Source organism: Cupriavidus mimosae, from assembly GCF_023952485.1.
Taxonomy (GTDB): Bacteria; Pseudomonadota; Gammaproteobacteria; order Burkholderiales; family Burkholderiaceae; genus Cupriavidus; species Cupriavidus taiwanensis_C.
Map to the genome: position 1 here is coordinate 97115 of NZ_JALHRY010000011.1, position 26805 is coordinate 123919.

Genomic DNA, 26805 nt, shown 5'->3' on the forward strand with positions numbered 1-26805 from the left:
CATGGTGCCCACCGGCATTGCTCGAAAGCGACATTATAAGAGGAGCCGCATTTGCTCACTGTTGCAAATTCCAATGGGTGCGATAGTCTCGGGCCACGTTAAAATGGCCGCCACGATGCCTGTCCGTCACCCGGCGAAAGAACGCCGGCCGCCGGCGGCATCGGTCCGAAACCGATCCGGAATCCCCTAACACGCGAGTTTCAACCAGGCATGGCCCGAGCTACCACGACCACCCGCACCGATCCCTCAGCCTTGCCATCCCGCATCGGCAAACTGCTGGGCGAAGTCCGCTGGTTCCTGCTGCTGGCGGTCACGCTGGGTTTCCTGTGCGTGCTGGCCAGCTACAGCAAGACCGATCCCGGCTGGTCCCATGCCAACCAGGTGGCCGATATCCATAACCTGGGCGGCCGCGTCGGCGCCTGGGTGGCGGATGTGCTGTTCTTCATCTTCGGCTTTTCCGCCTACTGGCTGGCGGTGCTGCTGGTGCGCCGCTGCTGGCGCGGCTGGCGCACGCTGACCGCCGAACTGCCCGAGCGCACGGACCACGGCCTGCATCGCCAGGGCGTAACCGTCAGCTGGATCGGCTTCGTGCTGACCCTGTTCTCCAGCATGGGCCTGGAGGCGATCCGCATGTATCCGCTGCGCGCCGCGCTGCCGCGCGCGCCCGGCGGGGTGCTGGGCGACCTGCTCGGCGGCTGGCTGCAGGTGGCGCTGGGCTTTACCGGCGCGACCCTGCTGCTGTTGCTGCTGCTGGCGATCGGGCTGTCGCTGTTCTTCCATTTCTCGTGGCTGAGCGTGGCCGAGCAGATCGGCGGCTTTGTCGAGACCCTGTTCCTGGGCTTCAAGGCCCGCCGCGAGAGCAAGCAGGACCGCATCATCGGCGAGGCCGCCAAGACCGAGCGCAAGGAAACCGTCGAGGTGCAGCGCGTGCGCATCGAAGAGGCGGCGCCGGTGCAGATCGTGCGCCCGCAGGCGGTGCCCAAGCACGAGCGCGTCGAGCGCGAGAAGCAGCAGCCGCTGTTCGCCGATATCCAGGATTCGGACCTGCCGCCGCTGTCGCTGCTGGACCCGATCCCGCCGCACCAGGAAACCGTCAGCGCCGAGACCCTGGAATTCACCTCGCGCCTGATCGAGAAAAAGCTCAAGGACTTCGGCGTCGAGGTCAAGGTGGTGGCGGCCTACCCGGGCCCGGTCATCACCCGCTACGAGATCGAGCCCGCCACCGGGGTCAAGGGCAGCCAGGTGGTGAACCTGGCGCGGGACCTGGCGCGTTCGCTGTCGCTGGTGTCGATCCGCGTGGTCGAGACCATCCCGGGCAAGAACTACATGGGGCTGGAGCTGCCCAACCCGAAGCGCCAGACCGTGCGCCTGTCGGAAATCCTGGGCTCGCAGGTCTACAACGAGAGCGCGTCCAGCCTGACCATGGCGCTGGGCAAGGACATCGCCGGCAAGCCGATGGTGGCTGACCTGGCGCGCATGCCGCACTGCATGGTGGCCGGCACCACCGGCTCGGGCAAGTCGGTGGGCATCAACGCGATGATCCTGTCGCTGCTGTACAAGGCCAAGCCCGAAAGCGTGCGCCTGATTCTGATCGACCCGAAGATGCTTGAAATGAGCGTCTACGAGGGCATTCCGCACCTGCTGTGCCCGGTGGTGACCGACATGCGCCAGGCCGGCAACGCGCTGAACTGGGCCGTCGGCGAGATGGAGCGCCGCTACAAGCTGATGAGCAAGCTGGGCGTGCGCAACCTGGCCGGCTACAACAAGAAGATCGACGAGGCCGCGGCGAAGGAAGAGAAGATCCCGAACCCGTTCAGCCTGACCCCGGACGCGCCGGAGCCGCTGGACAAGCTGCCTACCATCGTCATCGTCATCGACGAACTGGCCGACCTGATGATGGTGGTCGGCAAGAAGGTGGAAGAACTGATCGCGCGCATCGCGCAGAAGGCGCGTGCTGCGGGACTGCACCTGGTGCTGGCCACGCAGCGCCCGTCGGTGGACGTGATCACCGGCCTGATCAAAGCCAACGTGCCGACCCGGATCGCATTCCAGGTCAGCAGCAAGATCGATTCGCGCACCATCCTCGACCAGCAGGGCGCCGAAACCCTGCTGGGCATGGGCGACATGCTTTACCTGGCGCCCGGCACGGGCCTGCCGGTGCGCGTGCACGGCGCCTTTGTCTCGGACGACGAAGTCCACCGGGTGGTGGAAAAGCTCAAGGAGTCGGGAGAGGCCAACTACATCGAGGGCATCCTCGAAGGCGGGCTGACCGATGACGGCGGCGGTGGCGACGGTTTCGGCGGCGGCGCCGGCATCGGCGGTGGCGGCGGCGAAGCCGATCCGCTGTACGACCAGGCGGTCGAGGTGGTGCTGAAGAACCGGCGCGCGTCGATCTCGCTGGTGCAGCGCCACCTGCGCATCGGCTACAACCGCGCCGCGCGGCTGCTCGAGGACATGGAGAAGGCCGGGCTGGTCTCGGCCATGTCGGGCAACGGCAACCGCGACATCCTGGTGCAGGGTGGCGGCGCCGCGCGCGAAGATGACTGAGCGCCGCTCGCACGGGCTTCGTAATATCCCGTTACCCGGCGGCGCGTGGCGCGCGGAATCCCCGCGCTGACGGCGGCTCTAAAAGGACAGGTCGCACGCGCCCGGCCCGTATGCGATACGGCGGGGCGCAGCACCAACCCTACAACTACCAGGACCCCAACCATGCCAAACCGCATCCTCGTGTCGGCTTGCGCCGCGCTGGCGATGTTTGCGCTGCAGGCGCCGGCCCACGCCGCCGCCACCGACCAGTTGCAGAGCTTTGTGACCGGCGTCAAGAGCGCGCGCGGCGAATTCACGCAGCGCCAGGTCAAGGGGCAGGGCGCCAACGTCAAGGTGACCGGCACCTCCAGCGGCACCTTCGTGTTCTCGCGCCCGGGCAAGTTCACCTGGCGCTATACCAAGCCCTACGAGCAACTGCTGCAGGCCGACGGCCAGACCCTGTACATCTATGACAAGGACCTGAACCAGGTCACCGAGCGCAAGCTCGACGGCGCGCTGGGCTCCAGCCCGGCGGCGATCCTGTTCGGCAGCAACGACCTCGATAAGAACTTCGTGGTCAGGAACGGGCCGACGCGCGATGGCGTGGAGTGGCTGGAGCTGACGCCCAAGGCCAAGGACACCCAGTTCGAGCGCATTGGCATCGGCTTCAAGGCCGGCAATCTCGAGGCGATGGAGCTGCGCGACGCGTTCGGCAACACCACGCTGCTGAGCTTCACCGGCATGCAGAAGAACCCGCCCCTGGCGGCCGATGCATTCCGGTTCACGGTGCCCAAGGGCGCCGACGTGATGAAGCAATGAGGGCCGCCATGATCGATGCGCACGAAGGACCGGCAGGAGCGGGCGGAACATATCGTCGCGGTGGCGCGGCGTTGCTGGCCGGCGCTGGCGTGCTCGCGCTGGCGGCATGCGCCAGCAGCGGCGGCGGCGCCAGCAAGTTCGATGTCGATGCCTTCCTGGGCGCGCCGGACTCGGCGTTGCCCGAAGTGGTCGGCAATCCGGCCTTTCTGTCGGCCACCCGCGTGCCCGCCACCGAATGCGCGGTGATGTTGCAATCGGCCAGCACCGGCGTGCTGGAAGACCTGCCGCCGAGCAGCAACGCGCGCGGCCCGGCCTGGCTGCTGCACCCGAAGGACCCGTCAGGCCAGGTATGGCTGGTGGTCAGCGAGGCTGGCGGCGAGCGCACCTGCCACGGCCCGTTGCCGGCCGATGCAATGAAGACCCTGGCCAGGCGCGCCAGGGGCTAAGGCATCGCCGTTGCCGCTCAATGCGGCCTGAACCCTATACGGGGCCATGTGTCCCAGAATCCTCTGACTCGACACCCCTGACAGGAGAGCCCCTTGATCACGATACTGGCCACGATGCGCAGCCGCACCCATCGACTGCTGTGGCTGGCCGCGGGCGGCGCGTTGCTGGCTGGCTGTGCGGCCGCCCCGGCGGAGCCAGGGGCGGCGCCGGCACCGGCGCCGGGCCCGCAAGGTTCGCTCGGCACGCCGGCCGGCTGCGCCGCGGACAAGCTGGCCGACGATGCGCTGGTCGGCAAGCCCGAGGCCGAAGTCATCGGCCTGCTGCAAGGTTGCGCGTGGCGCCTGGGCGAACGCGACGGCCAGCAGTTCCCCGGCACCATGGACTACAACCCGCAGCGGCGCACCCTCGGGATCAAGGCCGGCAAGGTGGTGTGGGTGCGCCGCGGCTGAGGTCGCCGGCCAGGCGGTGTTGACCAGTCACCTTGACGCGGCGCAAGCGCCGCCCAACATGACAGAAATGTAATTTGACCGCCTGAACAAGAATCAATATTGTTTTCCGCTAACCGGAATCCAAACACCGGGCGGCCTTGGGGGTGCCCGGCGGCTGCCCAAACCATGCTGGGGAGCCAACCGCGTGAAAACCACCATCCGAACCTTGCTGCCGCGCGCCGCGGCACTGGCCCTGCTGACGCTGCCGCTTGCCGCGGCGGCCCAGGAAAAGGTGCTCAACCTCTACACCGCACGGCACTACCAGACCGACGAGGCGTTGTACGCCAACTTCACCAGGCAGACCGGCATCAAGATCAACCGCATCGAAGGCCAGGAAGATCCGCTGCTGGAGCGCATCCGCAACGAAGGCGCCAATAGCCCGGCGGACGTGTTCATCACGGTGGATATCGGGCGCCTGTGGCGCGCCCAGCAGGCCGGGGTGTTCGCGCCGGTGAAGTCGAAGGTGCTGGAGTCGCGCATCCCGGCCAACTACCGCGATCCCAACGGCGAGTGGTTCGGCTTCTCGGCCCGCGGCCGCGTGATCGCCTACAACAAGGCCGCGGTCAAGGCCGGCGACATCGCCAGCTATGAAGACCTGGCCGATCCCAAGTGGAAGGGCAAGGTCTGCACGCGTTCCAGCGGCCATGTCTACAACCTGTCGCTGATTTCCAGCCTGATCGCCCACGACGGCGAGGCCCGCACCGAGCAATGGGCGCGCGGCGTGGCAGCCAACCTGGCGCGCGTGCCCAAGGGCGGCGACACCGACCAGCTCAAGGCCGTTGCCGCGGGCGAGTGCGACGTGGCCATCGCCAACACCTACTACATCGCGCGGCTGCTGAAGTCGACCAAGCCCGAAGACAAGGCCGTGGCCGACAAGCTGGGCGTGGTGTGGCCCAACCAGTCGAGCCAGGGCGTGCACATGAACGTCTCCGGCGGCGGCGTGCTCAAGCACGCGCCCAACAAGGACGCGGCGGTCAAGTTCCTGGAGTACCTGGCCAGCGACGAGGCGCAGCGCTACTTTGCCGACGGCAACAACGAATGGCCGGTGGTGAAGGGCGTGAAGGTCAGCAACCCCGTGCTCGAAGCGCTGGGCGAGTTCAAGTCCGACACCATCAACGTGGCCGAGCTGGGCAAGTACCAGCCGCAGGCGCAGAAGCTGGTGGATCGGGCGGGATTCAAGTAAAAGGGGGAGGGCGGCGTGTGGCAAGCATGAGGACCTCCGAACTTCGTGGACGCTCCCGCCCTCACCCCGACCCTCTCCCGCAAGCGGGAGAGGGAGCAAACAAGCGGTTGCTGAGGTGTCAGCAGCCAGACGCGGTCACAGCAAGAACCGCTTGTTTCCTGTCACCTGCGTCGGTTCGACCTTGCGGAACGTCAGCTTGACACTGCTGTTGAGCCGCCGCCCCGCCTGCCGCCGCACCAGCGCCCGATGCAGCAGTCCCTTGTGGCCGACCGTGCCTTCGGCATAGGGCTGTTCCGAGGCCGAGCCCAGCGCCATTGCCGCCAGCGCCTGGTTGCGCTCTGCGGCGCTCTTCTCCAGCAGCTTGTCCAGCGCCATGCGTGCCCGCACCTGTGCCGCCAGCGCGGTATCGCCCGGGTTGGCGCGGGCGCGCTCGGCATCCCATGGCAGTTGCACCTTGCCGGCCAGCCGGCGCAGCGCGGCGCGCAGTTCGGCGCCGTCCATGCGGGTTTCCTGCACGATCCACACGGCATCGTGGCGCACCGCCGCCTCGGCATCGGCCATGCGGCGCACCAGCGCGGGCTGCAGCGCGGGTGCGGAGAATTGCCGCGCGCGGCGGACCGCATTGAGGGCGATGCGGCGTACCTGCGGGTTGGCGTGGTCGAACAAGTCGTCGATCACGCGCGTGGCGGTGTCGGCCGAGCCGATCATCTCGGCCAGCTGTCCGGCCAGCGAGACTTCTTCCACGCCGCTCAGCCTGGTGCGGCTGAGCCGGTTCAACTTGAACAGCAGGATGTGATATCGCAGCATAGGCTCTTGCGCGGCGGGCATGCCGCGGGTCGCGCCCGGGCGGATGCCGGGCCATAAGAGGCTATCGGCGCGAGGGGCGCGCGACTTTAGCGCAACCGTTGCGGCTCAGCGCTGGGCCTGGCGGCGGATCGTGCGCGACAGCAAGATCACCGGCAGCAGCCCGACCGCCACGATCACCAGCGAGGCGGTGGCGGCCTCGGTCAGGCGCTCGTCGGCGGCCAGGTTGTAGGCCTGCACCGCCAGCGTGTCGAAATTGAACGGCCGCATCACGAAGGTCGCCGGCAACTCCTTCATTACGTCGACAAAGACGATCAGCGCGGCGGTCAGCAGGCTGCCGCGCAGCATCGGCAAATGCACGCGCCGCAGCGTGGCGCCGGGACCGTGGCCCAGGCTGCGCGCGGCGGCGTCCATGCTGGGCGTAATCTTGCCCAGCCCGGCATTGACGGTCTGCAGCGCCACGCCCAGGAAGCGCACCAGCAGCGCGTAGACCAGCGCGGCGATGCCGCCGGTCAGCAGCAGCCCCACCGAGACCCCGAACTGCTGCTGCAGCCAGGCCGACAGCGCATTGTCCAGCCGCGCCACCGGCACCAGCACCCCCACCGCGATGACCGAGCCCGGCAGCGCATAGCCCATGCCGCAGACCCGGGTCAGGCCGCGCATCAGCCAGCTGCGCTTGCCGTTGACGGCGCGCGCGGCATAGCCAACCGCCAGCGCGACCGCCACCGCCGCCAGCGCGGTGGCACTGGCGAGCAGGAAGCTGTTGCGCACCAGGCCGACAAAGCGCGGGCCGAGCTGAGCGTCGCCATCGGTAAAGGCCATGCGGCACAGCATCAGCGCGGGCACCACGAAGCCCAGCAGCACCGGCACCAGGCATGCCACGAGCGCCAGCCAGCCTTGCGCGCCGTCCAGCGTCCAGGCCGCGGCGCGGCGCTGGTTGCCGAACACCTGCGCGCGGCCGCGGCTGGCGCGCTCCATCAGCAAGATCGCGGCGACGAACAGCAGCATGCAGGCCGACAGCTGCGCCGCGGCGTTCTTGTCGCCCAGCGAGAACCAGGCGCGGTAGATGCCGGTGGAGAAGGTCGGGATGGCGAAATAAGCGACGGTGCCGAAGTCCGCCAGCGTCTCCATCATCGCCAGCGCGGTGCCGGCGACGATGCCCGGGCGTGCCAGCGGCAGTACCACGCGCCAGAGCCGGCTCCAGGTGCCGTGGCCGAGCAGGCGCGCGGCCTCGAGCGTGTTCTGGGTCTGCTGCAGGAAGGCGGCGCGCGCGGTCAGGTAGACATACGGGTACAGCACCAGCGAGAACAGCGCGATCGCGCCGCCGAGCGAGCGGATCTCGGGAAACCAGTATTCGCGCGCGCGCCAGCCGGTCAGCTCGCGCAGCCAGCCCTGCACCGGGCCGGCGAACTGCAGCGCGTCGGTATAGGCGTAGGCGATCACATAGGCCGGCATCGCCATCGGCAGCACCAGCGCCCATTCCATCACGGCGTGGCCGGGGAAACGGCAGGTCGAGACCAGCCAGGCAGTGGTCACGCCCAGCAGCAGCACGCCTGCGGCGACGCCGCACAGCAGCCAGACGGTATTGAGCACGTACTCGGCCAGCACCGTGTCGATCAGGTGGCGCCAGGTGTCGCCGGCGGGCAGCAGCACGGCCGAGGCGATCACCAGCACCGGCACGGCGATCAGCAGCGCCATCGCCACGGTGGCCAGGGTCAGGGGATGGAAGCGGCGGCGGCTGGACAGGAGCATGCGCGGGAACAGTGAGCAAAGTGCCGCCCGCCGGACCTGTGCCGGGCGGCGCAGTGTGCGGGCTGACGCATTCTAGCAATGCCGGCGCCGCCGGCGCGCCGCGGGAGGTCATGTGCGGGCCGCAGTTCGCCGGCACCTCCCTATAATGCGCACATGCGAACCGATTCCTATTCACGACTGCCCGGCGCCCAGGCGCGCAGTCGTCCGGCCACCCGTGCCAATGCCCTGGATGCCGCCGTTCCCGCCCCGGCCGTGATCGAGGTGGATCGTATCCGCCACGCCTTCGGCCGCCATGCGGTGGTCAAGGGCCTGTCGTTTGCGGTGGTGCGTGGCCATATCGCCTGCCTGCTGGGCCCCAGCGGCTGCGGCAAGACCACGGTGCTGCGGGCGATTGCCGGCTTCGAGCCGCTGCAGGACGGACGCATCGTGCTGGACGGGCAGACCGTGTCCTCGTCGGGCGCGCTGCTGGCGCCGGAGCAGCGCCGCATCGGCATGGTGTTCCAGGACTACGCGCTGTTTCCGCACCTGGACGTCGCAGCCAACGTCGGCTTCGGGCTGACCCGTGCCAGCCGGACTGAGCGCGCGGCGCGGGTGGACGAGGTGTTGCAGCTGGTAGGCCTGGACGGCGCCGGACGCCAGTATCCGCACGAGTTGTCGGGTGGCCAGCAGCAGCGCGTCGCGCTTGCACGCGCGCTGGCGCCGCGCCCGGAATTGCTGCTGCTCGACGAGCCATTCTCCAACCTCGACGTCGACCTGCGCGAACGCCTGAGCCTGGAAGTGCGCGCGATCCTGAAGGCGCAGGGCACCACCGCCATTCTGGTCACGCATGACCAGCACGAGGCCTTCGCCATGGCCGACGAGATCGGCGTGATGCACGACGGCGTGATCGAGCAATGGGGCAGCGCGCACGACCTGTACCACCGCCCGGCGTCGCGCTTCGTCGCCGGCTTTATCGGCCAGGGCGTGCTGATGGCCGGGCGGGTGCGCGATACCGCGCAGATCGAGCTGGAACTGGGCCTGCTGCGCCCGGCCGTGCCGCTGGACCTGCCGACCGGCGCGGCGGTCGACGTGCTGGTGCGCCCCGACGACATCATCCATGACGACGCCAGCCCGATGCGCGCCGAGGTCGTGCACAAGGCCTTCCGCGGCGCCGAGATCCTGTACACGCTGCGCCTGGCCAGCGGCGGGCGCGTGCTGGCGCTGGTGCCCTCGCACCACAACCACGCCGTGGGCGAGCGCATCGGCATCCGCGTCGAGATCGAGGACGTGGTGGCGTTTGCCGCCTGAGCGCGCGCAAGCGGCCGGCGCCGATGGTCTACACTGTGGCGTTCTGCATCTTGCGCACTGACAGGGCCTGACTACCGTGGCGGACACGCTGTTTTCCGAATCTCCCGACCGTTCCCGGCAACCGCTGGCGGAGCGCCTGCGCCCGCGCACCATCGACGAGGTGATCGGGCAGCAGCACCTGCTTGGCGCGGGCAAGCCGCTGCGCGTGGCGTTCGAGTCCGGCGAGCCGCATTCGATGATCCTGTGGGGTCCGCCCGGGGTGGGCAAGACTACGCTGGCGCGGCTGATGGCGGATGCGTTCGATGCCGAATTCATCGCGCTGTCGGCGGTGCTGTCGGGGGTCAAGGACATCCGCGAGGCGGTCGAGCGCGCCGAGCAGTTCCGCGCCCATGGCCGGCGCACGCTGGTGTTCGTCGACGAGGTGCACCGCTTCAACAAGAGCCAGCAGGACGCGTTCCTGCCGCATGTGGAAAGCGGCTTGTTCACGTTTATCGGCGCCACCACCGAGAACCCGTCGTTCGAGGTCAACGGCGCCTTGCTGTCGCGCGCGGCGGTCTATGTGCTCAAGAGCCTGGACGATGCCGAGCTGACCCAACTGGCGCTGCGCGCCTCCGAGGAGCTCGGCGGCATCAGCTGGCAGGACGAAGCGCTGCAGCTGATCGTCGCCTCGGCCGACGGCGACGGGCGCAAGCTGCTGAACAACATCGAGATCGTGGCGCGCGCCGCGCGCACGGCCGGCGCCGCGCAGATCGACACCGCGCTGCTGGGCAGCGCCTTGTCCGAGAACCTGCGCCGCTTCGACAAGGGCGGCGATGCCTTCTACGACCAGATCAGCGCGCTGCACAAGTCGGTGCGCGGCTCGGATCCCGACGCCGCGCTGTACTGGTTCTGCCGCATGATCGACGGCGGCGCCGACCCGCGCTACCTGGCGCGCCGCATCGTGCGCATGGCGTGGGAGGATATCGGCCTGGCCGATCCGCGCGCCGCGCGCATTACGCTGGACGCGGCCGAGACTTACGAGCGGCTGGGCTCGCCCGAGGGCGAACTGGCGCTGGGCCAGGCGCTGATCTACCTGGCGGTCGCGCCCAAGTCCAACGCGGGCTACAACGCCTACAACGCGGCGCGCGCCTTCGTTGCCAAGGACAAGTCGCGCGCGGTGCCGGTGCACCTGCGCAATGCGCCGACCCGGCTGATGAAGGAGCTGGGCTACGGCCACGCCTACCGCTACGCGCACGACGAGCCCGAGGCCTATGCCGCCGGCGAGCATTACTTCCCCGACGACCTCAAGGCCCAGGGCTGGTACCAGCCGGTGCCGCGCGGGCTGGAAGGCAAGATTGCCGAGAAGCTGCGCCACCTGCGCGAGCTGGACGAGGCCTGGCATCGCGAACAGCGCGCCGCGAAGGCGAAGGATGGCGGCAAGGGCGGCAAGTCCGGGGAGTAGGCAGGCGGTCGGGCACAGTTCGCTCGTGCCGGGCCGTGCGGGTGCAGTAAAATGGCGGGTCCGCCGGCATGTCGCTGGCCCTGCACTTCACCTTAGCAACATGCTCGACATCCAGCTGTTCCGCAAAGACATCGACAACGTGGCGCAACGCCTTGCCACGCGCGGCTTCCAACTCGACGTGGCGGCGTTCCAGGCACTCGAGGCCGAACGCAAGCAACTGCAGACCCAGACCGAGGAACTGCAGGCGCGCCGCAACAGCCTGTCCAAGCAGATCGGCATGCTCAAGGGCAAGGGCGAGGATGCCTCGGCCGTGATGGCGGAAGTGGGCGGCATCGGCGACACGCTCAAGGCCTCGGCCGCGCGGCTGGATGAAATCCAGGCGCACCTGGGCGAGCTGATGCTGTCGATCCCGAACCTGCCGCACGACAGCGTGCCGGTGGGCAACGACGAGACCCAGAACGTCGAGGTGCGCCGCGTCGGCGAGCCGCGCCAGTTCGACTTCGCCGTGCGCGACCATGTCGACGTGGGCGAGAAGCTGGGGCTGGACTTCGACACCGCGGTCAAGGTCACCGGTTCGCGCTTCTCGATGCTGCGCGGCGGCATGGCGCGCCTGCACCGCGCGCTGGTGCAGCTGATGCTCGACACCCATACGCAGGAGCACGGCTACACCGAGATGTACGTGCCGTACATCGTCAACGCCGCGTCGATGCGCGGCACCGGCCAGCTGCCCAAGTTCGAGGAAGACCTGTTCAAGGTGCCGCGCAAGGTCGGTAGCGAGGAAGGCGAGCGCATCGAAAACTTCTACCTGATCCCCACCGCCGAGGTGCCGTTGACCAACATCGTGCGCGACGCCATCGTCGCCGGCGAGAAGCTGCCGCTGCGCTTCGTCGCGCATACGCCGTGCTTCCGCTCCGAAGCCGGTTCGTACGGCAAGGACACCCGCGGCATGATCCGCCAGCACCAGTTCGACAAGGTCGAGCTGGTCCAGGTAGTGCCCGCCGACCAGTCCTTCGACGCACTGGAGCAGCTGACCGGCCACGCCGAGGCGATCCTGAAGAAGCTGGAGCTGCCGTTCCGCACCATCGTGCTGTGCACCGGCGACATGGGCTTCGGCAGCACCAAGACCTACGACCTCGAAGTGTGGATTCCCGCGCAGAACACCTACCGCGAGATCAGCTCGTGCTCCAACATGGGGGATTTCCAGGCGCGCCGCATGCAGGCGCGCATGCGCACCGGGCAGGGCAAGCCGGAACTGGTGCACACGCTGAACGGCTCGGGCCTGGCCGTCGGCCGCACGCTGGTGGCGATCCTGGAAAACTACCAGAACGCCGACGGCTCGGTCACGGTGCCGGCCGCGCTGCAGCCGTACATGGGCGGCACCACCCGCCTGGAGCCGGAACTCTAAGGCACGGCAATAAGGCGCCGAAAAAATCTGCTGTCAGCCTCTTGCATCGGCGGGCCGAGCGTGGCTATAATCTCGGTTTCGCCACACGGCAACAAGTTACCGGAGAGGTGGCAGAGTGGTCGAATGTACCTGACTCGAAATCAGGCGTACCGGCGACGGTACCGTGGGTTCGAATCCCACCCTCTCCGCCAAAACAAGAAGCTGTCGGCATCGACCACCGGCAGGCAACAACAGCGTAGTAAAACTCAGGCCGACGCCCACGAAAGTGCGCGTCGGTTTTGTTTTTTCCGCGGCCGGTTTTGTGGTGCGGCCACGAGTGGCGCCTGGCTGCCGCCGGACGCGCGGGCCGGTGCACTATCATGGCGATCCGCAACGCAGGACGCCGCACCATGACCCAGCTCCACGACAAAGCAGCCGCCGCATCGGCCTCCCAGGCTTTTCACGGCGATCCGTCCGAACTTCCGGCCGATCCCGACCTGGTCTACGGCATGCCGTACCGGCATTACAAGGGCGGCGCCTATTCAGCGGTAGGCATCGGCCGCTTCGAGGCCGACCTGGCGCCGGTGGTGGTCTACCGCGCCATGCGCGATCCGTCCTTGCTGTGGGTGCGCCGCGCCGATGTGTTCAGCGAGCCGGTGGCGACGCCGCAGGGCGAGGTACCGCGCTTCGCGCCGGACTGGCCCGCGGCGCTGGCCTGCCTGGAGTTTCTGCCGCGCCAGGCGGTGCTCGATGTGCTGGCGCTGCACGACACGCCTTACCGCCGCTACCACGACCGCCGCCATATCCTGGAGATGTTCGAGGCCGCCCATGCGCGCGGCGTGGCGCTGGACCGGGCGCAGGCGCTGGCGGTGCTGTGCCATGACGCGGTCTATGTGCCGGGCTGCGAGCACAACGAAGCGGCCTCGGCCGCCATGATCGAATCCGTTGCGCCAGGCGAAGCACGCGCAGTGCTGGAGCATGCCGCGCAGATCGTGCTCGATACGCGCGGCCATCGACCCAGCTGCGCGGGCGCCGACACCGTGCTCGATCTCGACCTGCTCAGGCTGGCCGCGCCGCCGGACGTGTTCAATGCCCATAGCCTCGACGTCTTCGCCGAGAACCGCGCCCTGCTGGCCGCGCGCACCGGCTTGCAGGGCGATGCGCTGTGGGCCGAGTTCATGCGCCGCCGCGCGGCATTCCTGGACCACCTGGCGCAGCGCCCGCGACTGTTCCTGACCGCGGCGTTCGCCGATTGCGAGGCCCCGGCCCGCGCCAATCTCGCCAGGATCGGCGCCAGCGCCGGCACGGCGGGGGCCTCCGGTGGCTGACGCGCCGGCGCGCATGGGCGCCCTGGTGCAGGCCTGGCTTACGCCGGGCACGGCGCTGGGGCTGCTTGCGCTGTTTGCGCTGGTGACATTGCTGCTGCTGGGCCTGGTGCCGGTGCTGGTGGCGCTGTTGCGGCCCGTGTTGCGCTGGCTGGACCGCTGGCGCGTGTGGGGTGCGGGCGCACTGTCGTCGCGCGTGGCGGCGCGGCCGCGGCGGCTGGACGCGCTTACGCTGCGCGTGCTCGAGCGCGACGTGGCCGAGCTGCTGCTGGTGCTGCTGGCCGGCGCCGTGCTGCTGGCCTGCGGCAGCGCGCTGTTCTGGCTGGCCGGCGAGGTCGCGGAGAACGCGGACGTGGTGCGCCTCGACCAGCAGGTGTTCGCGGGCCTGCGCGCCTTGCGCAGCGACTGGCTCGACCTGGCGATGGTGGGCGTGACCGAGCTCGGCGGCGGTCGCATTTCCGTGGCAGTGGGCGTGGCGGTGTTCGCGTGGCTGTGCTGGCGCCGGGCCTGGATCGTGGCGCTGTACTGGGCGGCCGCGCTGCTCGGCGCGCGCGCCTGCGTGATGGCGCTAAAGCTCGGCATGGCGCGGGTGCGTCCCGCCAGCATCTACAGCGGCCTCGAGTCGTACTCCTTCCCCAGCGGTCACGCCACCAGCAGCATGGTCACCTACGGCTTCCTGGCCTTCCTGATGTGCCTGCGCCAGCCGTGGCGCGTGCGCATTCCGGTGCTGGCGCTGACCGTGGTGGCGGTGGCGGCGATCGGCGTGTCGCGGCTGTACCTGGGCATGCACTGGCTGTCCGACGTGGCCGCGGGCTATGCGCTCGGGCTGGCGTGGATCGCGCTGCTGGGCACGGCCTACCGCACGCTGCACGGGCCGGCGCCGCGGGGCTCGGTGGCGCCGTCGCGGCTCGGCTTGGTGGCGGCGGTTGCGGTGGTGGCTGCCTTCGGCTACGTGGCGTGGTTCCGCCTGCCGGATACGCTCGAGCGCTATCGCCAGGCCGGCGCGGCTACGCTGGCGTCGTCGCCGCTTCTGCCTCGGGTACTTGCGGCAGGCGCGACACCAGCAGCTGGTCGATCTTGTGATGGTCGATGTCCAGCACTTCGAAGCGATAGCCCGCCACGGTGATCGACTCGGACTTCTTCGGGATGCGCTTGAGCGCATAGATCACCAGCCCGGCCGCGGTATCGACATAGTCCTCGCCGGGCAGAGTATCGAGTTCCAGCGCCTTCTTCAGGTCGACCAGCGGCGTCAGGCCATCGACCAGCCACGAGCTGTCGTCGCGCCGCACGATCTGCTCGTCTTCGCTCGAATAGAGGATGTCGCCCATCAGCGCGCCGACGATGTCGTCCAGCGTGACGATGCCCACCACCAGCCCGTACTCGTTCATGACCACGGCAAAGCTCTGGTGCATCTCGCGGAAGCGCGTCAGCGACTCGGACAGGGTCAGGGTGTCGGGAATCACCAGCACATTCTTGTCGTGGTAGCGGCCGATATTGCCCATCACCGCGGCGCTTTCGTCGGCCAGCAGCAGTTGCAGGATGTCCTTGGAATCGATATAGCCCTGCACGTCGTCCAGATCATGCCCGCACACCGGGTATTGCGCGTGCGGCTGGTTGACCAGCTTGCGGCGCACGCTGTCGGCGGGTTCGTCCAGGCTCAGGTAGACCACCTCGTCGCGCGGCGTCATGATCGCGGTGATGCCCTTGAAGTCGAGTTCGAACACGTTCTCGATCAGATGCAGCTCATGCTTGTGCAGCACGCCGGCCTCGGCGCCGGCATCGACCATCGCGGCGATGTCTTCGGTGGTGATCTGGTCGACCGGCTTGGTCGGCAGCCGCAGCAGCCGCAGCATGGCATCGGCGGCGGCGTTGAAGATCCATACCAGCGGCCTGAGCACGCGCAGCAGCGTCAGCATCGGATCGATCACGGCGAGCGCGCAGGCCTCGGGAAAGGTCATGGCGATGCGCTTGGGGATCAGGTCGGCAAACTGGATGAACAGCAGCGTCACGATCAGGAACGAGCCGATATTGGCGGCACGCTGCGCGTGCACCACCTGCATGTAGGGCGACAACGTTTCCAGCAGCAGGTCGGACACATGCTTCTCGCCCAGGATACCGGCCAGGATGGCGACGCTGTTGACCCCGATCTGCACGATGGTGAAGAAGTTCCCGGGCTCTTCCTTGAGCAGCAGCACGCGCGTGGCGCGGCCGTCGCCGCGTTCGGACAGCACTTGCAGCTTGGTGCGGCGGGCAGCGGTCAGCGCGATCTCGGAGATCGAGAAGAACGCGCTGACAAGGACGAGCAGGATCAGGGTCAGGACGAACATAGGCAGGATTGCGCTGGCAGGTTGTGCCTGCAGGCGGCTTGATGATGGTGCACGGCGCGCGCGGCTGTCAATCTGTGCTCCCGTCAGTCGCGCCGCCTGGCGGGGGCGGCGTCGAAGCTTGCCGTAGGCGCCTCCAGCCGCTGCGGCAGCGTTGCCGCCAGCGCCGCGGCGGCCTGCGCGAACTGGTTGCGCAGGTCGTCGGCCAGGCTCGAGCCGGCGCGGTGGCTGGCGCGCAGCATCTGGATCTCGAACGGCAGCACCGGCGCCACGTCATGCAGTGCGACACGCTCAGCGCTGGCGCTGAGCGCGGTGTACTGGTCCAGCAGCGTCATGCCCAGGCCGGCGTCGACCAGCGCCAGCGCCAGCGAGTAGGTCTGCACCTCCAGCGTCGAGCGCGGTTCCAGCGCGTGCCGCGCCAGGGTCTGGCGCACCAGCAGGCCCAGCGAGCTGTTGTCGTCATAGCCGATAAAGGCACGCTCCATCAGCCGCTGCATCGGCGCCACGCGGCGGCGCCCGCCGCTGGGTAGCGGCTGCGCGCGCGGCACCGCCAGCAGCATGCGGCCGCTCGCCACAGGCTCGCTCGAGATGGCCTCGTGGCGGGGTGGGGCGAAAGCGAAGCCGAGGTCGATCTGGTTGGCCAGCAACGCGCCGACGATCTCGTCGGTATGGTGCGTCAGCACCTGCACCTGGGTGTCGGGGTGGCGCGCGCAGAAGCTGCGCACCGCCGGCACCAGCAGCGGGTTGGCCAGGCTCGGCGTGGCGGCGACGCGCAGCCGGCCCGCACCCTTGTGGCGCAGGCTTTCCGAGACTCTGCGCACGCGTTCGATCTCGCCATATAGCCTTTCGACATCCCCATACAGCGCGTTGGCCTCGGGTGTTGCCTGCAGCCGTCCGCGCACGCGCTCGAACAGGCGGAAGCCGAGCGAGGCCTCGGCATGCTGCAGCACGCGCGTGACCACCGGCTGCGACACGTGCAGCAGCCGCGCGGCCTCGCTGACAGTGCCGGTCAGCATCACGGCGCGGAACACTTCGATCTGGCGCAGGCGCATGGTATCGAGGGCGTGGTGGAAAAGGCGTGGTGGAAAAGGCGTGGTGGAAAGGGCGTGGCAAGGTGGCAATAGGCGGTTGGCGCGCCCATAGCCTGAAGACATATTCTGGCACGTATTCGCATTGGGCAAGCCGGCGCGCTTGCACTACGCTCTGCCTGATGGACGCAAGCAAAGGAAAGGCAATGCAGGTGGTGATCGTGGGCGCGGGCGTGGTGGGCATGACCACGGCATGGCGCCTGGCCGAGGAAGGCCACCAGGTGACGGTGCTCGAGCGCCACCACGGCCCCGGCGAGGAAACCAGCTTTGCCAATGGCGGGCAACTCAGCTACAGCTATGTGGCGCCGCTGGCGGGGCCGGGCGTGATGGCCAAGGTGCCGGGCTGGCTGCTGCGGCGCGATTCGCCGATGCGCTTTCGCCCGGCGGCAGACCCGGCGCAATGGCGCTGGCTGGCTGCCTTCATGTCCGCCTGCAACGCCGCCACCAGTGAGGCGACCACGCGCAAGCTGCTGCGGCTGGGCTTCTATTCGCGCGACCTGATGCAGGCCTTCGTGGCGCGGCACCAGCATGACGACGGCGGCGCCGGTTTCAATTTTGCGCGGCGCGGCAAGCTGGTGGTGCACCGCGACGCGGCGGCGTTCGATTCGGCCTGCCGGCTGCTGGACTACCAGGCCAGCCTGGGCTGCGAACAGCAGGCGCTGGACCGTACTGCCTGCGTGGCGCTGGAGCCGGCGCTGGCCGGCATCCGCGACGACATCGCCGGCGCCATCCATACCCCGAGCGAGGAGGTGGGCGACTGCCATCGCTTCTGCATGTCGCTGGCACGGTTGCTGCAGGATGGCGGGTACGCGGGCGTGTCGCTGCGCTTTGGCACCGTGGTGCAAGGACTGGTGCAGCAGGGCGGCCGCGTCATCGGGGTGCGCACGCCGGCGGGGGTGGTGCCCGCCGACGTGGTGATCATGTCGGGCGGCATCGGCAGCGTGCCGCTGCTGCGTCCGCTCGGGGTACGACCGATGCTGTGGCCGCTCAAGGGCTACAGCATCACGGTGCCGCTTTCCGGCGGCGCGCCCGCGCCGCATATCAGCGTGACGGATTTTGCCAACAAGATCGTTTATGCCCGGATCGGCAATACACTGCGGGTGGCGGGCATGGCCGACCTGGTGCGCGGCGGCACCCGTATCGATCCGGAACGGGTCGGCACGCTGGTGGCCCAGACCCGCGCGCTGTTTCCCGGCATCGTGCCGGACCAGCCGCTGGCGCAGCTGCAGCCGTGGGCCGGGCTGCGTCCGGCCACGCCGGACGGGCTGCCGCTGGTGGGGCCGTCGCGGGTGTCGGGGCTGTGGCTCAACCTGGGCCACGGCGCGCTGGGGTTTACGCTGGCGATGGGCAGTGCCGGCCTGCTGGCCGACCGCCTGGCGGGGCGCCGTCCCGCCATCGACGCAGAAGATTTCGACGCCGCGCGCGCCTAGCGCCGCGGCCGAGCAGGGTTGTTGCCGTACCGGCAAGTCCGCAGTACCTGAAGCTGTCCATGAAGCATGCCTCAATGACCAAGCCCCACTACAAGGAGCGCCACATGCAAACACTGCACCCCCATCGATGCGCCACCCGCCGCGCGCTTGCGGCCGCCACGCTGCTGCTGGCCGCCGGCGCCGCCCATGCCGCCGACGGCGATACGCTGAAGAAGATCAAGGACAGCGGCGTGATCTCGCTCGGCTATCGCGAATCGTCGATCCCGTTCTCGTACACCGACGGCAAGGAGGTCATGGGCTACTCGCATGAGATCCTGCTGCAGATCGTCGACAAGGTGAAGAGCGAGCTGAAGATGCCCAACCTGCAGGTGCGCCTGACGCCGATCACCTCGCAGAACCGCATTCCGCTGGTGCAGAACGGCACCATCGACATCGAATGCGGCAGCACCACCAACAACCTCGAGCGGCAGAAGCAGGTCGCGTTCTCCAACAGCCTGTTCGTCTACGGCATCAAGATGCTGACCAAGAAGGATTCGGGCGTGAAGGAGTTTGCCGACCTGAAGGACCGCAACGTGGTCACCACGGCGGGCACCACCGGCGAGCGACTGCTGGTCAAGATGAACGGCGAGAAGGCCATGAACATGAACCTGATCAGCACCAAGGACCACGGCCAGTCCTTCCTGATCCTGGAAACCGGCCGTGCCGCCGCGTTCGTGATGGACGAGCCGCTGCTCTACGGCGAGCGCACCAAGGCCAAGAACGCCGCGGACTGGGTGGTGGTGGGCGCGCCGCTGCAGACCGAGAACTACGCCTGCATGTTCCGCAAGGACGATCCCTCGTTCAAGAAGCTGGCCGACGGTGTGATCGCCGACCTGCAGACCAGCGGCCGCGCCGAGAAGCTGTACAACAAGTGGTTCATGGCACCGATCCCGCCGCGCGGCATCAACATGAACTACCCGCTGTCGGCCGACATGAAGGCGCTGTTCGCGGCGCCTAACGACAAGGCCTACCAGTAGGTCGGGGCGGGCCGCGGGGCGGAACCGGTCCCCGCGGTTATTTAGCCATGATGAATCGATATTTAGCATTCGATAGTGTTTGCGGTAGTGTTGAGCCCGATATAGGCTCATAGCAGCACAACAGCCGGCGGCGCTCCAAAAGAGGCCGGCGGGCGCTGCCCCACACTGCTTATCCGCATCGACTGGAGAACATATGCGATCGTTTCGTACTGGCTGGTTCAAATCCCTGCTGGCCGCTTCCCTGGTGGCCGGCGCCGGCCTGGCGGCCACCGCGGCCCATGCCGCCGACCTGCTCGACACCGTCAAGCAGGCCGGTGTGCTGAAGATCGGGCTGGAGGGCACCTATCCCCCGTTCGGCTTCCGTGGCGCAAAGAACGAGCTGGAAGGCTTCGACGTCGACGTGGCGCGGGCGGTGGCGGGCAAGCTCGGCGTCAAGCCGGAGTTCGTCACCACCGAATGGAGCGGCATCATCGCCGGCCTGCAGGCGGGCAAGTTCGATGTCATCGTCAACCAGGTCAACGTCACGCCGCAGCGCCAGCAGGTGCTGGATTTTTCCACGCCCTACGTCTACTCGGATGCGCAGCTGATCCAGCGCAAGGATGACAAGCGCCAGTTCAAGTCGCTGGAAGACCTGAAAGGCCACAAGCTCGGCGTCAGCCTGGGCAGCAACTACAACGACCTGGCCAAGTCGGTGGCCGGCATCGAGGTCAAGACTTACCCCGGCGCGCCCGAGTACCTGCGCGACCTGGCGGCACAGCGCGTCGACGCCGCGCTGAACGACCGGCTGATGGTCGCGTACCTGGTCAAGACCGCCAACCTGCCGCTGCGCCCGGGCGCGATCGTGGCGGGCGCCACCACGCAGGTGGCGATCCCGTTCCGCAAGGACAATCCCAAGTTCGCGCAGGCGATCAACCATGCGCTGGAAGACCTGGCCAAGGACGGCACGCTCGGCAAGCTGTCGGTGAAGTGGTTCGGCACCGATGTGACCAAGCCCGCCGGCAAGCCGATCAAGTAAGCCGGCCAAGTAAGCTGGCCAAGTAAGCCGGCCGGCAGGGCGTTATCATGTCGCGGCGCGGCGGCCTGCATGGCTGCCGCGCCGCTTTGCTTTGTGCCCTTTTATTGCTGATCCTTTTCGCGCCGCCACGCCATGTCCGCTCTCCAGCTCGTCATCGACTCCCTGCCCGTGTTGCTGCAGGGCACGCTGCTGACCATCAAGTTCGCATTGTGGTCGATGGTGTTCGGGCTGATGCTGGGCACGGTGGTGGCGCTGATGGGCATCAGCCATAGCCGTGCGCTCAAGGGGGTGGCGCGGGGCTACGTCAGCATCATGCGCGGCACGCCGCTGCTGGTGCAGATCTTCGTGGTCTATTACGGGCTTCCCGGCATCGGCATCGCGCTGGAGCCGACGCCCGCGGGCGTGCTGACGCTGAGCCTGAACGTCGGCGCCTATTTGTCTGAGAGCATGCGCGGCGCCATCCTGGGCGTGGCGCGCGGGCAGTGGCTGGCGGCCTACAGCCTGGGCCTGACGCCGGCGCAGGCGCTGCGCTACGTGGTGGGTCCGCAGGCGCTGCGGCTGGCGGTGCCAAGCCTGTCGAACAGCCTGATCAGCCTGATCAAGGATACGTCGCTGGTATCGGTCATTACCGTCACCGAGCTGCTGCGCACCGCGCAGGAGGTGATTGCCGCCACCTACCAGCCGTTGCCGCTGTATCTGGCGGTGGCGGCGATCTATTGGATATTGAGCACGGGCTTGTCAGGGCTGCAGCACCGGCTGGAGCGGAGGTTGTCGCTGCCCGGGCGGCATTGAGTCTCCACCGACAGGGAAGAGGAGAGCGGTGTGGGGTGCTCCCAAGCCACCCGAACTAGCCCAAGCAAGGTGTTTCCCTCTCCCCTCATGGGGAGAGGGCGGGGTGAGGGGTGGTTTAGCAAGGCACCACATCGAGCGAAGCCTTCGGTTATTCCAGCACGACGCCCGTTGAAGCGCCGGCCCTCACCCCCGCCCCTCTCCCGCAAGCGGGAGAGGGGAGCGCCCCAGCAGCACAGCTAAGGGATCTACCCCTGCGCGATGCGCCCGGCGATATGCCCCAGCGCCTCTTCCACCTGGTCCACCAGGATCAGGCACAGGTCGCCCGGCTGCAGGTGCGACAGCGCGGTATCGATGGCGAGGAACTCGCCGCGGATTTCCTCGACCCGGCTGACGCGCTGCGCGCCCTGCAGGCCTTCGCGCAGCAGCGCCAGCACCTCGCCGTCGGCGCGGCCGCGCTGGCACTGGTCCTGGTACAGCACGACCTCATCGAACGCGCCGCCCAGGATCTGGGTCTGGCGGCGGATGTCGTCGTCGCGGCGGTCGCCCGCGCCGCTGATCACCACCACGCGCCGCGTGGCGGGAATCGATTCGATCGCGTTGCACAGCGCCAGGATCGCATCCGGGTTGTGGCCGTAGTCGGCGATCAGCGTGGCGCCGCGGTAGTCGAACACATTGAAGCGTCCGGGCGCGGTCTGCGCATCGTTGACGAAGGTGGCCAGCCCGCGGCGGATCACCGCCCAGTCGATGCCGAGCGCCCACGCCGCGGCAATCGACGACATCGCATTCTCGACCTGGAAACCGATGGTGCCGTTGCGCGTCAGCGGGATCTCCGCCAGCGCGATGCGCACTTCGGCATCGCCCTCCGCGGCGACGAGGTCGGCGCCGTCGACGAACACCACGCGCTTGCCCTGCGCGCGGTGCGTGGCCATGGCGGGCTGGTCGGGATCGTGCGCGAAGAAGGTGACGCTGCCCGGGCAGGCATCGGCCATGCGCACCACCATCGGGTCGGCGGCGTTGAGCACGGCCATGCCGTGCGGTGCCACGTTCTGCACGATCACGCTCTTGAGCACCGCCAGGTCTTCCACCGAGTTGATGTAGGACAGGCCAAGGTGGTCGCCTTCGCCGACGTTGGTCACCACCGCCACGTCGCAGCGGTCGAAGGCCAGGCCTTCGCGCAGCAGGCCGCCGCGCGCGGTCTCGAACACGGCGGCGTCCACGTCCGGGTGCAGCAGCACGTTGCGCGCGCTGCGCGGGCCGCTGCAGTCGCCGGTGTCGATGCGCTCGCCCTGGATATAGACGCCGTCGGTGCCGGTCATGCCCATGCGCAGGCCGCTGCTGGCCATGATGTGGGTGATCAGGCGGACCGTGGTGGTCTTGCCGTTGGTGCCCGATACCGCCACCACCGGGATGCGGCCGTCGTCGCCGTCGGCAAACATGGTCGAGACGATGGCTTCGCCGACCGCGCGGCCCTTGCCGTACGACGGCTGCAGGTGCATGCGCAGGCCCGGCGCGGCGTTGACTTCGACGATGCCGCCGGCCTGTTCCTCGAACGGCTTGAGCATGGTCTCGCACACCGCGTCGACGCCGGCGATGTCCAGGCCCACCATTTGCGCCGCGGCCACGGCGCGCGCGGCGATGTCCGGGTGGACGTCGTCGGTCACATCGGTGGCGCTGCCGCCGGTGGACAGGTTGGCGTTGTTGCGCAGCACCACGCGGGTACCGGCGGCCGGCACGGAATCGGCGGTCAGGTTCTGCTTGGCCAGCGTGGCCAGCGCGATATCGTCGAAGCGGATCTTGGTCAGGGAGGTGGCATGGCCTTCGCCGCGGCGCGGGTCGCGGTTCACTTCCTCGACCAGCTGGCGCACGGTGTGCACGCCGTCGCCGATCACCTGCGGCGGATCGCGGCGCGCGGCCGCGACCAGCTGCTTGCCGACCACCAGCAGGCGGAAATCATGGCCCGGGATATAGCGCTCGACGATCACGTCGGAGCTGATGTCCGAGGCGACCTCGTAGGCCGTCATCACTTCCTCGCGGGTGCGGATGCGCACCGCCACGCCCTTGCCCTGGTTGCCGTCGCGCGGCTTGACCACCACCGGCGCGTCGATTTCCTGCGCCGCGGCCCAGGCTTCATCGGCGCTGCGCACCGAGCGGCCCAGCGGCACCGGCACCCCGGCGGCATGCAGCAGGGTCTTGGTCAGTTCCTTGTCCTGTGCGATCGACTCGGCCACGGCGCTGGTGCGGTCGGTCTCGGCCGCCTGGATGCGGCGCTGCTTGCTGCCCCAGCCGAACTGGACCATCGAACCCTGCGTCAGGCGCCGGTACGGAATGCCGCGCGCGACCGCGGCGTAGACGATCGAGCCGGTGCTCGGCCCCAGGCGCACGTCCTCGTCCAGCTCGCGCAGCCGGTGCAGCGCGTCGGCAAGGTCGAACGGGGTGTCGTGGCGCGCGGCCTGGCACAGCGCCTCGGCCAGTTCGAAGGCGAGCCGGCCGACTTCTTCCTCGCTGTATTGCACGATCACCTGGTAGATGCCGGGCTCGACCGTCTGCGCGGTGCGGCTGAACGTGACCGGACAGCCGGCGGCCGCCTGCAGGCGCAGCGCGGTCACTTCCAGTACGTGGGCCAGCGACAGCTCGACCGATTCCTCGTCCGGGCGCAGCGGCCCGATCTCGGGGAAGCGGGCGCGCAGCCGGTCTTCAAAGCCGGGCAGGGCCGACAGCATGTTGGCGGTGTCCTGGCAGGCCACGATCGCCTCGATGGCGGTGTGGCGGCACCACAGGTTCGGGCCCCGCAGGGCCCGGATTCGGGAGACTTCCATAGAACGGTTTCCGTGTCTTCTATGCGCGGTTAGGCTGGGGGCGTCAGGCGCGGCGGGCAGGCTGGCCCATCCAGTGGTGTACCAGGTCGACGGTGGCGCCGGTGGCGGCCTCGTCGCACTGCAGGACCAGCAGGTCGCCCGGCACCAGCTGGCCCAGGGCGGCTTCGATGGCGCTGGCGCGCGTGCCTTCGTCGATGATCTTGGTCACGCGCCGGCCTTCGTACAGGCCCTGCTTGAGCAGCGCGCGCGCCTCGGCGTCGGGCAGGGCGCGCTTGACGCTGCGGTCCTCGCACAGGAACACGCGGTCGAAATGCTGGCCCAGGGCCTTGCCCTGGCGCACCAGGTCGTCGTCGCGGCGCTGCAGGCCGGCGCCGTAGACCACCATGCGGCGCTCGGCCGGGAAGCGCTCCAGCGCGGTCGCCAGCGCTTCCAGCGCGGGGGCGTTGTGGGCGTCGTCGACCACCACCGTGGCGCCGTTGCGCTCGAACAGCGTGAAGCGGCCCGGCACGTCGACCTGGCCCACATCGAAGGTCACAACGCCGGCGCGAATCAGGTCATTGGAGATGCCCAGCGCCCACCCGGCGGCGACCGCGGCCAGCACGTTCTCGATCTGGAACGCAACGCGGCCGGCGTAGGTCAGCGGCACCGCGGCCACGTCCACCAGCGCGGTCTCGCTGGCGCCGGCGGCCAGCACGACCTTGCCTTCGCGCACGTACACCGCGCGCTTGCCCGCGGCGCGGTGCGACATGATCGCAGGCAGCTCCGGGGTCAGGCCGAAGAAGATCACGTCGCCGTCGCACAGTTCGGCCATCTCGACCAGGCGCTCGTCGCGCGCGTTGAGCACGGCGGCGCCGTTCTGCAGCACCACGTCGACCTGCGTGCGCAGCACGTTGTACATGCGGTCTTCGTCTTCGACGTAATAGTCGCCGAGATGGTCGGGTTGGTCGAAATTGGTGACCACGCCGACCTGGCAGCGGTCATAGGGCAGGCCCTCGGACAGGATGCTGCCGCTGTCGTTCTCGAACACGGCGGCCTCGACCGCGCGGTTCATCAGGATGCGGTGGCCGGCTTCCCAGTTGGCGCGGTCACCGCTTTCGACCTGGCGGCGGTCGAGGAACAGGCCGTCGCTGCAGGCCAGGCCGGTATGCTTGCCCGACAGCTGCAGCAGGCGCGCCACCAGGCGCGCCACCACGGTCTTGCCGTTGGTGCCGGTCACGCCCACCACCGGGATGCGGCCCTGGTCGTCTTCCGACTCGGGAAACAGATGGTTGACGATGGCGCGGCCCACCGGGCGCGGCGTGCCTTCGGCCGGCTTGATATGCATCAGCAGGCCGGGGCCGGCGTTGACTTCGACGATGGCGCCACGCTGTTCGTGCAGCGGGCGCGAGATGTCCTCGGCCACCAGGTCTACGCCGGCGATATCCAGCCCCACCACGCGCGCGGCCAGCGCGGCATGCGCGGCGACGCTGGGGTGCACGCGGTCGGTGACATCGAAGGCGACGTTGCCGTTGCGCTGGATCAGCACGGTGCGGCCTTGCGGTGGCACCGAACTGCCGTCCATGCCCTGGCGCTTCAGTTCCAGCCGCGCGGCGGAGTCGAGCCGCACGCGGTTGAGCGGGTGGTCTTCGGTGCTGCCGCGGCGCGGATCGGAATTGATCTGCAGCTCGATCAGTTCGTCGATGGTGGACTTGCCGTCGCCGACCACGCTGGCGCTCTCGCCCATGGCAGCGGCCACCAGGCGGCCGCCCACCACCAGCAGGCGGTGCTCGTTGCCGGGGATGAAGCGCTCGACGATGACGCCGCTGCCTTCGTCCATGGCCACGCCATAGGCGGTTTCCACTTCCTCGCGGGTCATCAGGTTGGTGAATACGCCGCGGCCATGGTTGCCGTCATAGGGCTTCACCACCACCGGCACGCCGATGTCCTCGGCGGCATCCCAGGCGTCTTCCGGCGATTCGACCAGGCGGCCTTCCGGCACCGGCACGCCGCAGGATTCCAGCAGGCTCTTGGTCAGGTCCTTGTCGCGCGAGATGCTTTCGGCGATGGCGCTGGTGCGGTCGGTCTCGGCGGTCCAGATGCGGCGCTGGCGCGCGCCGTAGCCCAGCTGTACCAGGTTACCGTCCGACAGGCGGATCGCCGGGATGTCGCGGTCGTCCGCGGCATCGACGATGCAGGCGGTGCTGGGGCCCAGGCAATGCTTGTCGACCAGGCGGCGCAGGTGCTCCACCGTGGCCGCGACGTCGTACGGGCGGTCCTCGATCGCCGCCATGACCAGGTCGCGCGCGCCGAACAGGGCGGCGCGCGTGACTTCCTCATGCCAGGCGCGCACGATCACCTTGTAGACGCCGCGCACCGGCGTTTCGCGCGCCTTGCCGAAGCCGCCCGGCATGCCCGCCAGGTTTTGCAGCTCAAGCGTCACGTGTTCCAGGATATGGCCCGGCCAGGTGCCTTCCTTCAGTCGCTGCAGGAAGCCGCCGCGCTCGCCGATGCTGCAGCGATGCTCGATCAGCGACGGCAGCCAGGCTGACAGGCGCTCGTAGAACCCCGGAATCGTGTTGGAGGGAAAGTCCTCCAGTTCCCCGATATCGACCCATGCCTCCAGCACGGGCCGATATGTCCACATATTCGGGCCGCGCAGCGACATGACATCGAAAATCTCAATGTCCTTCTTTTTCATTGAATTAGCTTGAGGCAGTGGGCGGAACGCCCGAGAAATGGAAGCCTAACCTTTCAGTAACGTTACAGCACGGAGCGGGTTGACTTTCTTGGTGTAAAAGTGATTGTGCAATGCATCAGGGCTACCCGCGCGTTCGTCGTTATGTATACTGCGGGCGAATTCGCGGGCCGCCAGCGCGTGCCCGGCCTAAA

Annotated in this window: 20 protein-coding genes and 1 tRNA gene; 15 read left to right on the plus strand and 6 right to left on the minus strand. The window is 68.5% G+C overall.

The window, feature by feature from the left end:
- Nucleotides 1-210: 210 nt before the first annotated feature.
- The 5 genes from MKD50_RS20475 to MKD50_RS20495 all read left to right on the plus strand — a co-directional run bounded on the left by MKD50_RS20475 (nt 211) and on the right by MKD50_RS20495 (nt 5463).
- Nucleotides 211-2547 carry a DNA translocase FtsK gene (locus MKD50_RS20475; protein WP_115706263.1) on the plus strand — a complete coding sequence of 779 codons (2337 nt, stop codon included), beginning with the start codon at nt 211-213 and terminating at the stop codon, nt 2545-2547.
- 162 nt (nt 2548-2709) lie between these two features.
- Nucleotides 2710-3345 carry an outer membrane lipoprotein chaperone LolA gene (lolA, locus tag MKD50_RS20480; RefSeq protein WP_115706264.1) on the plus strand — a complete coding sequence of 212 codons (636 nt, stop codon included), beginning with the start codon at nt 2710-2712 and terminating at the stop codon, nt 3343-3345.
- 8 nt (nt 3346-3353) lie between these two features.
- On the plus strand, nt 3354-3791 hold the full coding sequence (locus MKD50_RS20485) for a hypothetical protein (RefSeq protein ID WP_252668473.1): 438 nt from the start codon (nt 3354-3356) through the stop codon (nt 3789-3791).
- 93 nt (nt 3792-3884) lie between these two features.
- Nucleotides 3885-4241: a hypothetical protein gene (locus MKD50_RS20490; protein WP_371925379.1), complete on the plus strand. Its 357-nt coding sequence runs from the start codon at nt 3885-3887 to the stop codon at nt 4239-4241.
- 184 nt (nt 4242-4425) lie between these two features.
- Entirely contained in the window at nt 4426-5463 is a 1038-nt protein-coding gene (locus MKD50_RS20495) for a Fe(3+) ABC transporter substrate-binding protein (protein WP_252668475.1), read from the plus strand.
- 135 nt (nt 5464-5598) lie between these two features.
- Here MKD50_RS20495 and MKD50_RS20500 read toward each other — a convergent pair whose 3' ends face one another.
- Together MKD50_RS20500 and MKD50_RS20505 are read right to left on the minus strand one after the other, a co-directional pair.
- Nucleotides 5599-6270, minus strand: a complete 672-nt coding sequence (locus MKD50_RS20500; RefSeq protein ID WP_252668477.1) for a hypothetical protein — start codon at nt 6268-6270, stop codon at nt 5599-5601.
- A 105-nt stretch (nt 6271-6375) separates the two neighbouring features.
- Nucleotides 6376-8019, minus strand: coding sequence for an ABC transporter permease (locus MKD50_RS20505; protein WP_252668479.1), 1644 nt, complete (start codon nt 8017-8019; stop codon nt 6376-6378).
- A 153-nt stretch (nt 8020-8172) separates the two neighbouring features.
- Between MKD50_RS20505 and MKD50_RS20510 the strand changes: the two genes are divergently transcribed.
- The 6 genes from MKD50_RS20510 to MKD50_RS20535 all read left to right on the plus strand — a co-directional run bounded on the left by MKD50_RS20510 (nt 8173) and on the right by MKD50_RS20535 (nt 14582).
- Nucleotides 8173-9306 (plus strand): ABC transporter ATP-binding protein, encoded by a 1134-nt coding sequence (locus tag MKD50_RS20510; RefSeq protein WP_252668481.1) that lies wholly within the window; start codon nt 8173-8175, stop codon nt 9304-9306.
- A 76-nt stretch (nt 9307-9382) separates the two neighbouring features.
- Nucleotides 9383-10747, plus strand: a complete 1365-nt coding sequence (locus tag MKD50_RS20515) for a replication-associated recombination protein A (protein WP_115706269.1) — start codon at nt 9383-9385, stop codon at nt 10745-10747.
- A 100-nt stretch (nt 10748-10847) separates the two neighbouring features.
- Nucleotides 10848-12152 (plus strand): serine--tRNA ligase, encoded by a 1305-nt coding sequence (gene serS / locus MKD50_RS20520; RefSeq protein WP_115706270.1) that lies wholly within the window; start codon nt 10848-10850, stop codon nt 12150-12152.
- 101 nt (nt 12153-12253) lie between these two features.
- Nucleotides 12254-12343: transfer RNA gene (locus MKD50_RS20525), tRNA-Ser, on the plus strand.
- A gap of 168 nt (nt 12344-12511) precedes the next feature.
- Nucleotides 12512-13459 (plus strand): DUF1653 domain-containing protein, encoded by a 948-nt coding sequence (locus MKD50_RS20530; protein WP_252668482.1) that lies wholly within the window; start codon nt 12512-12514, stop codon nt 13457-13459.
- Nucleotides 13452-14582: a phosphatase PAP2 family protein gene (locus MKD50_RS20535; protein ID WP_371925380.1), complete on the plus strand. Its 1131-nt coding sequence runs from the start codon at nt 13452-13454 to the stop codon at nt 14580-14582. Before MKD50_RS20530 ends, MKD50_RS20535 begins: the two co-directional genes overlap by 8 nt.
- On the opposite strand, the gene paeA is transcribed toward MKD50_RS20535, so the two are convergent.
- Both paeA and MKD50_RS20545 read right to left on the minus strand, forming a co-directional pair.
- Nucleotides 14464-15783, minus strand: a complete 1320-nt coding sequence (paeA, locus tag MKD50_RS20540) for a polyamine export protein PaeA (RefSeq protein WP_252668483.1) — start codon at nt 15781-15783, stop codon at nt 14464-14466. The genes MKD50_RS20535 and paeA overlap by 119 nt on opposite strands.
- Nucleotides 15784-15866: 83 nt before the next feature.
- Nucleotides 15867-16832 (minus strand): LysR substrate-binding domain-containing protein, encoded by a 966-nt coding sequence (locus MKD50_RS20545; RefSeq protein WP_115706569.1) that lies wholly within the window; start codon nt 16830-16832, stop codon nt 15867-15869.
- A gap of 182 nt (nt 16833-17014) precedes the next feature.
- Here MKD50_RS20545 and MKD50_RS20550 point away from each other — a divergent pair, with 182 nt between their 5' ends.
- The 4 genes from MKD50_RS20550 (at nt 17015) to MKD50_RS20565 (ending at nt 21121) form a co-directional block, all read left to right on the plus strand.
- Complete coding sequence (locus MKD50_RS20550; RefSeq protein ID WP_252668484.1) at nt 17015-18298, plus strand: D-amino acid dehydrogenase; 1284 nt, start codon at nt 17015-17017, stop codon at nt 18296-18298.
- Between the two features lie 104 nt (nt 18299-18402).
- A complete protein-coding gene (locus tag MKD50_RS20555; protein WP_115706570.1) occupies nt 18403-19314 on the plus strand; it encodes a glutamate/aspartate ABC transporter substrate-binding protein in 912 nt (303 codons plus the stop codon).
- A gap of 193 nt (nt 19315-19507) precedes the next feature.
- Nucleotides 19508-20329: a transporter substrate-binding domain-containing protein gene (locus MKD50_RS20560; protein WP_115706274.1), complete on the plus strand. Its 822-nt coding sequence runs from the start codon at nt 19508-19510 to the stop codon at nt 20327-20329.
- 132 nt (nt 20330-20461) lie between these two features.
- Nucleotides 20462-21121 carry an amino acid ABC transporter permease gene (locus MKD50_RS20565; RefSeq protein ID WP_240073872.1) on the plus strand — a complete coding sequence of 220 codons (660 nt, stop codon included), beginning with the start codon at nt 20462-20464 and terminating at the stop codon, nt 21119-21121.
- Between the two features lie 245 nt (nt 21122-21366).
- Here MKD50_RS20565 and cphA (MKD50_RS20570) read toward each other — a convergent pair whose 3' ends face one another.
- Both cphA (MKD50_RS20570) and cphA (MKD50_RS20575) read right to left on the minus strand, forming a co-directional pair.
- On the minus strand, nt 21367-23937 hold the full coding sequence (gene cphA, locus MKD50_RS20570) for a cyanophycin synthetase (protein WP_252668485.1): 2571 nt from the start codon (nt 23935-23937) through the stop codon (nt 21367-21369).
- A gap of 43 nt (nt 23938-23980) precedes the next feature.
- Nucleotides 23981-26614, minus strand: coding sequence for a cyanophycin synthetase (gene cphA / locus MKD50_RS20575; protein ID WP_252668486.1), 2634 nt, complete (start codon nt 26612-26614; stop codon nt 23981-23983).
- Nucleotides 26615-26805: the final 191 nt, after the last annotated feature.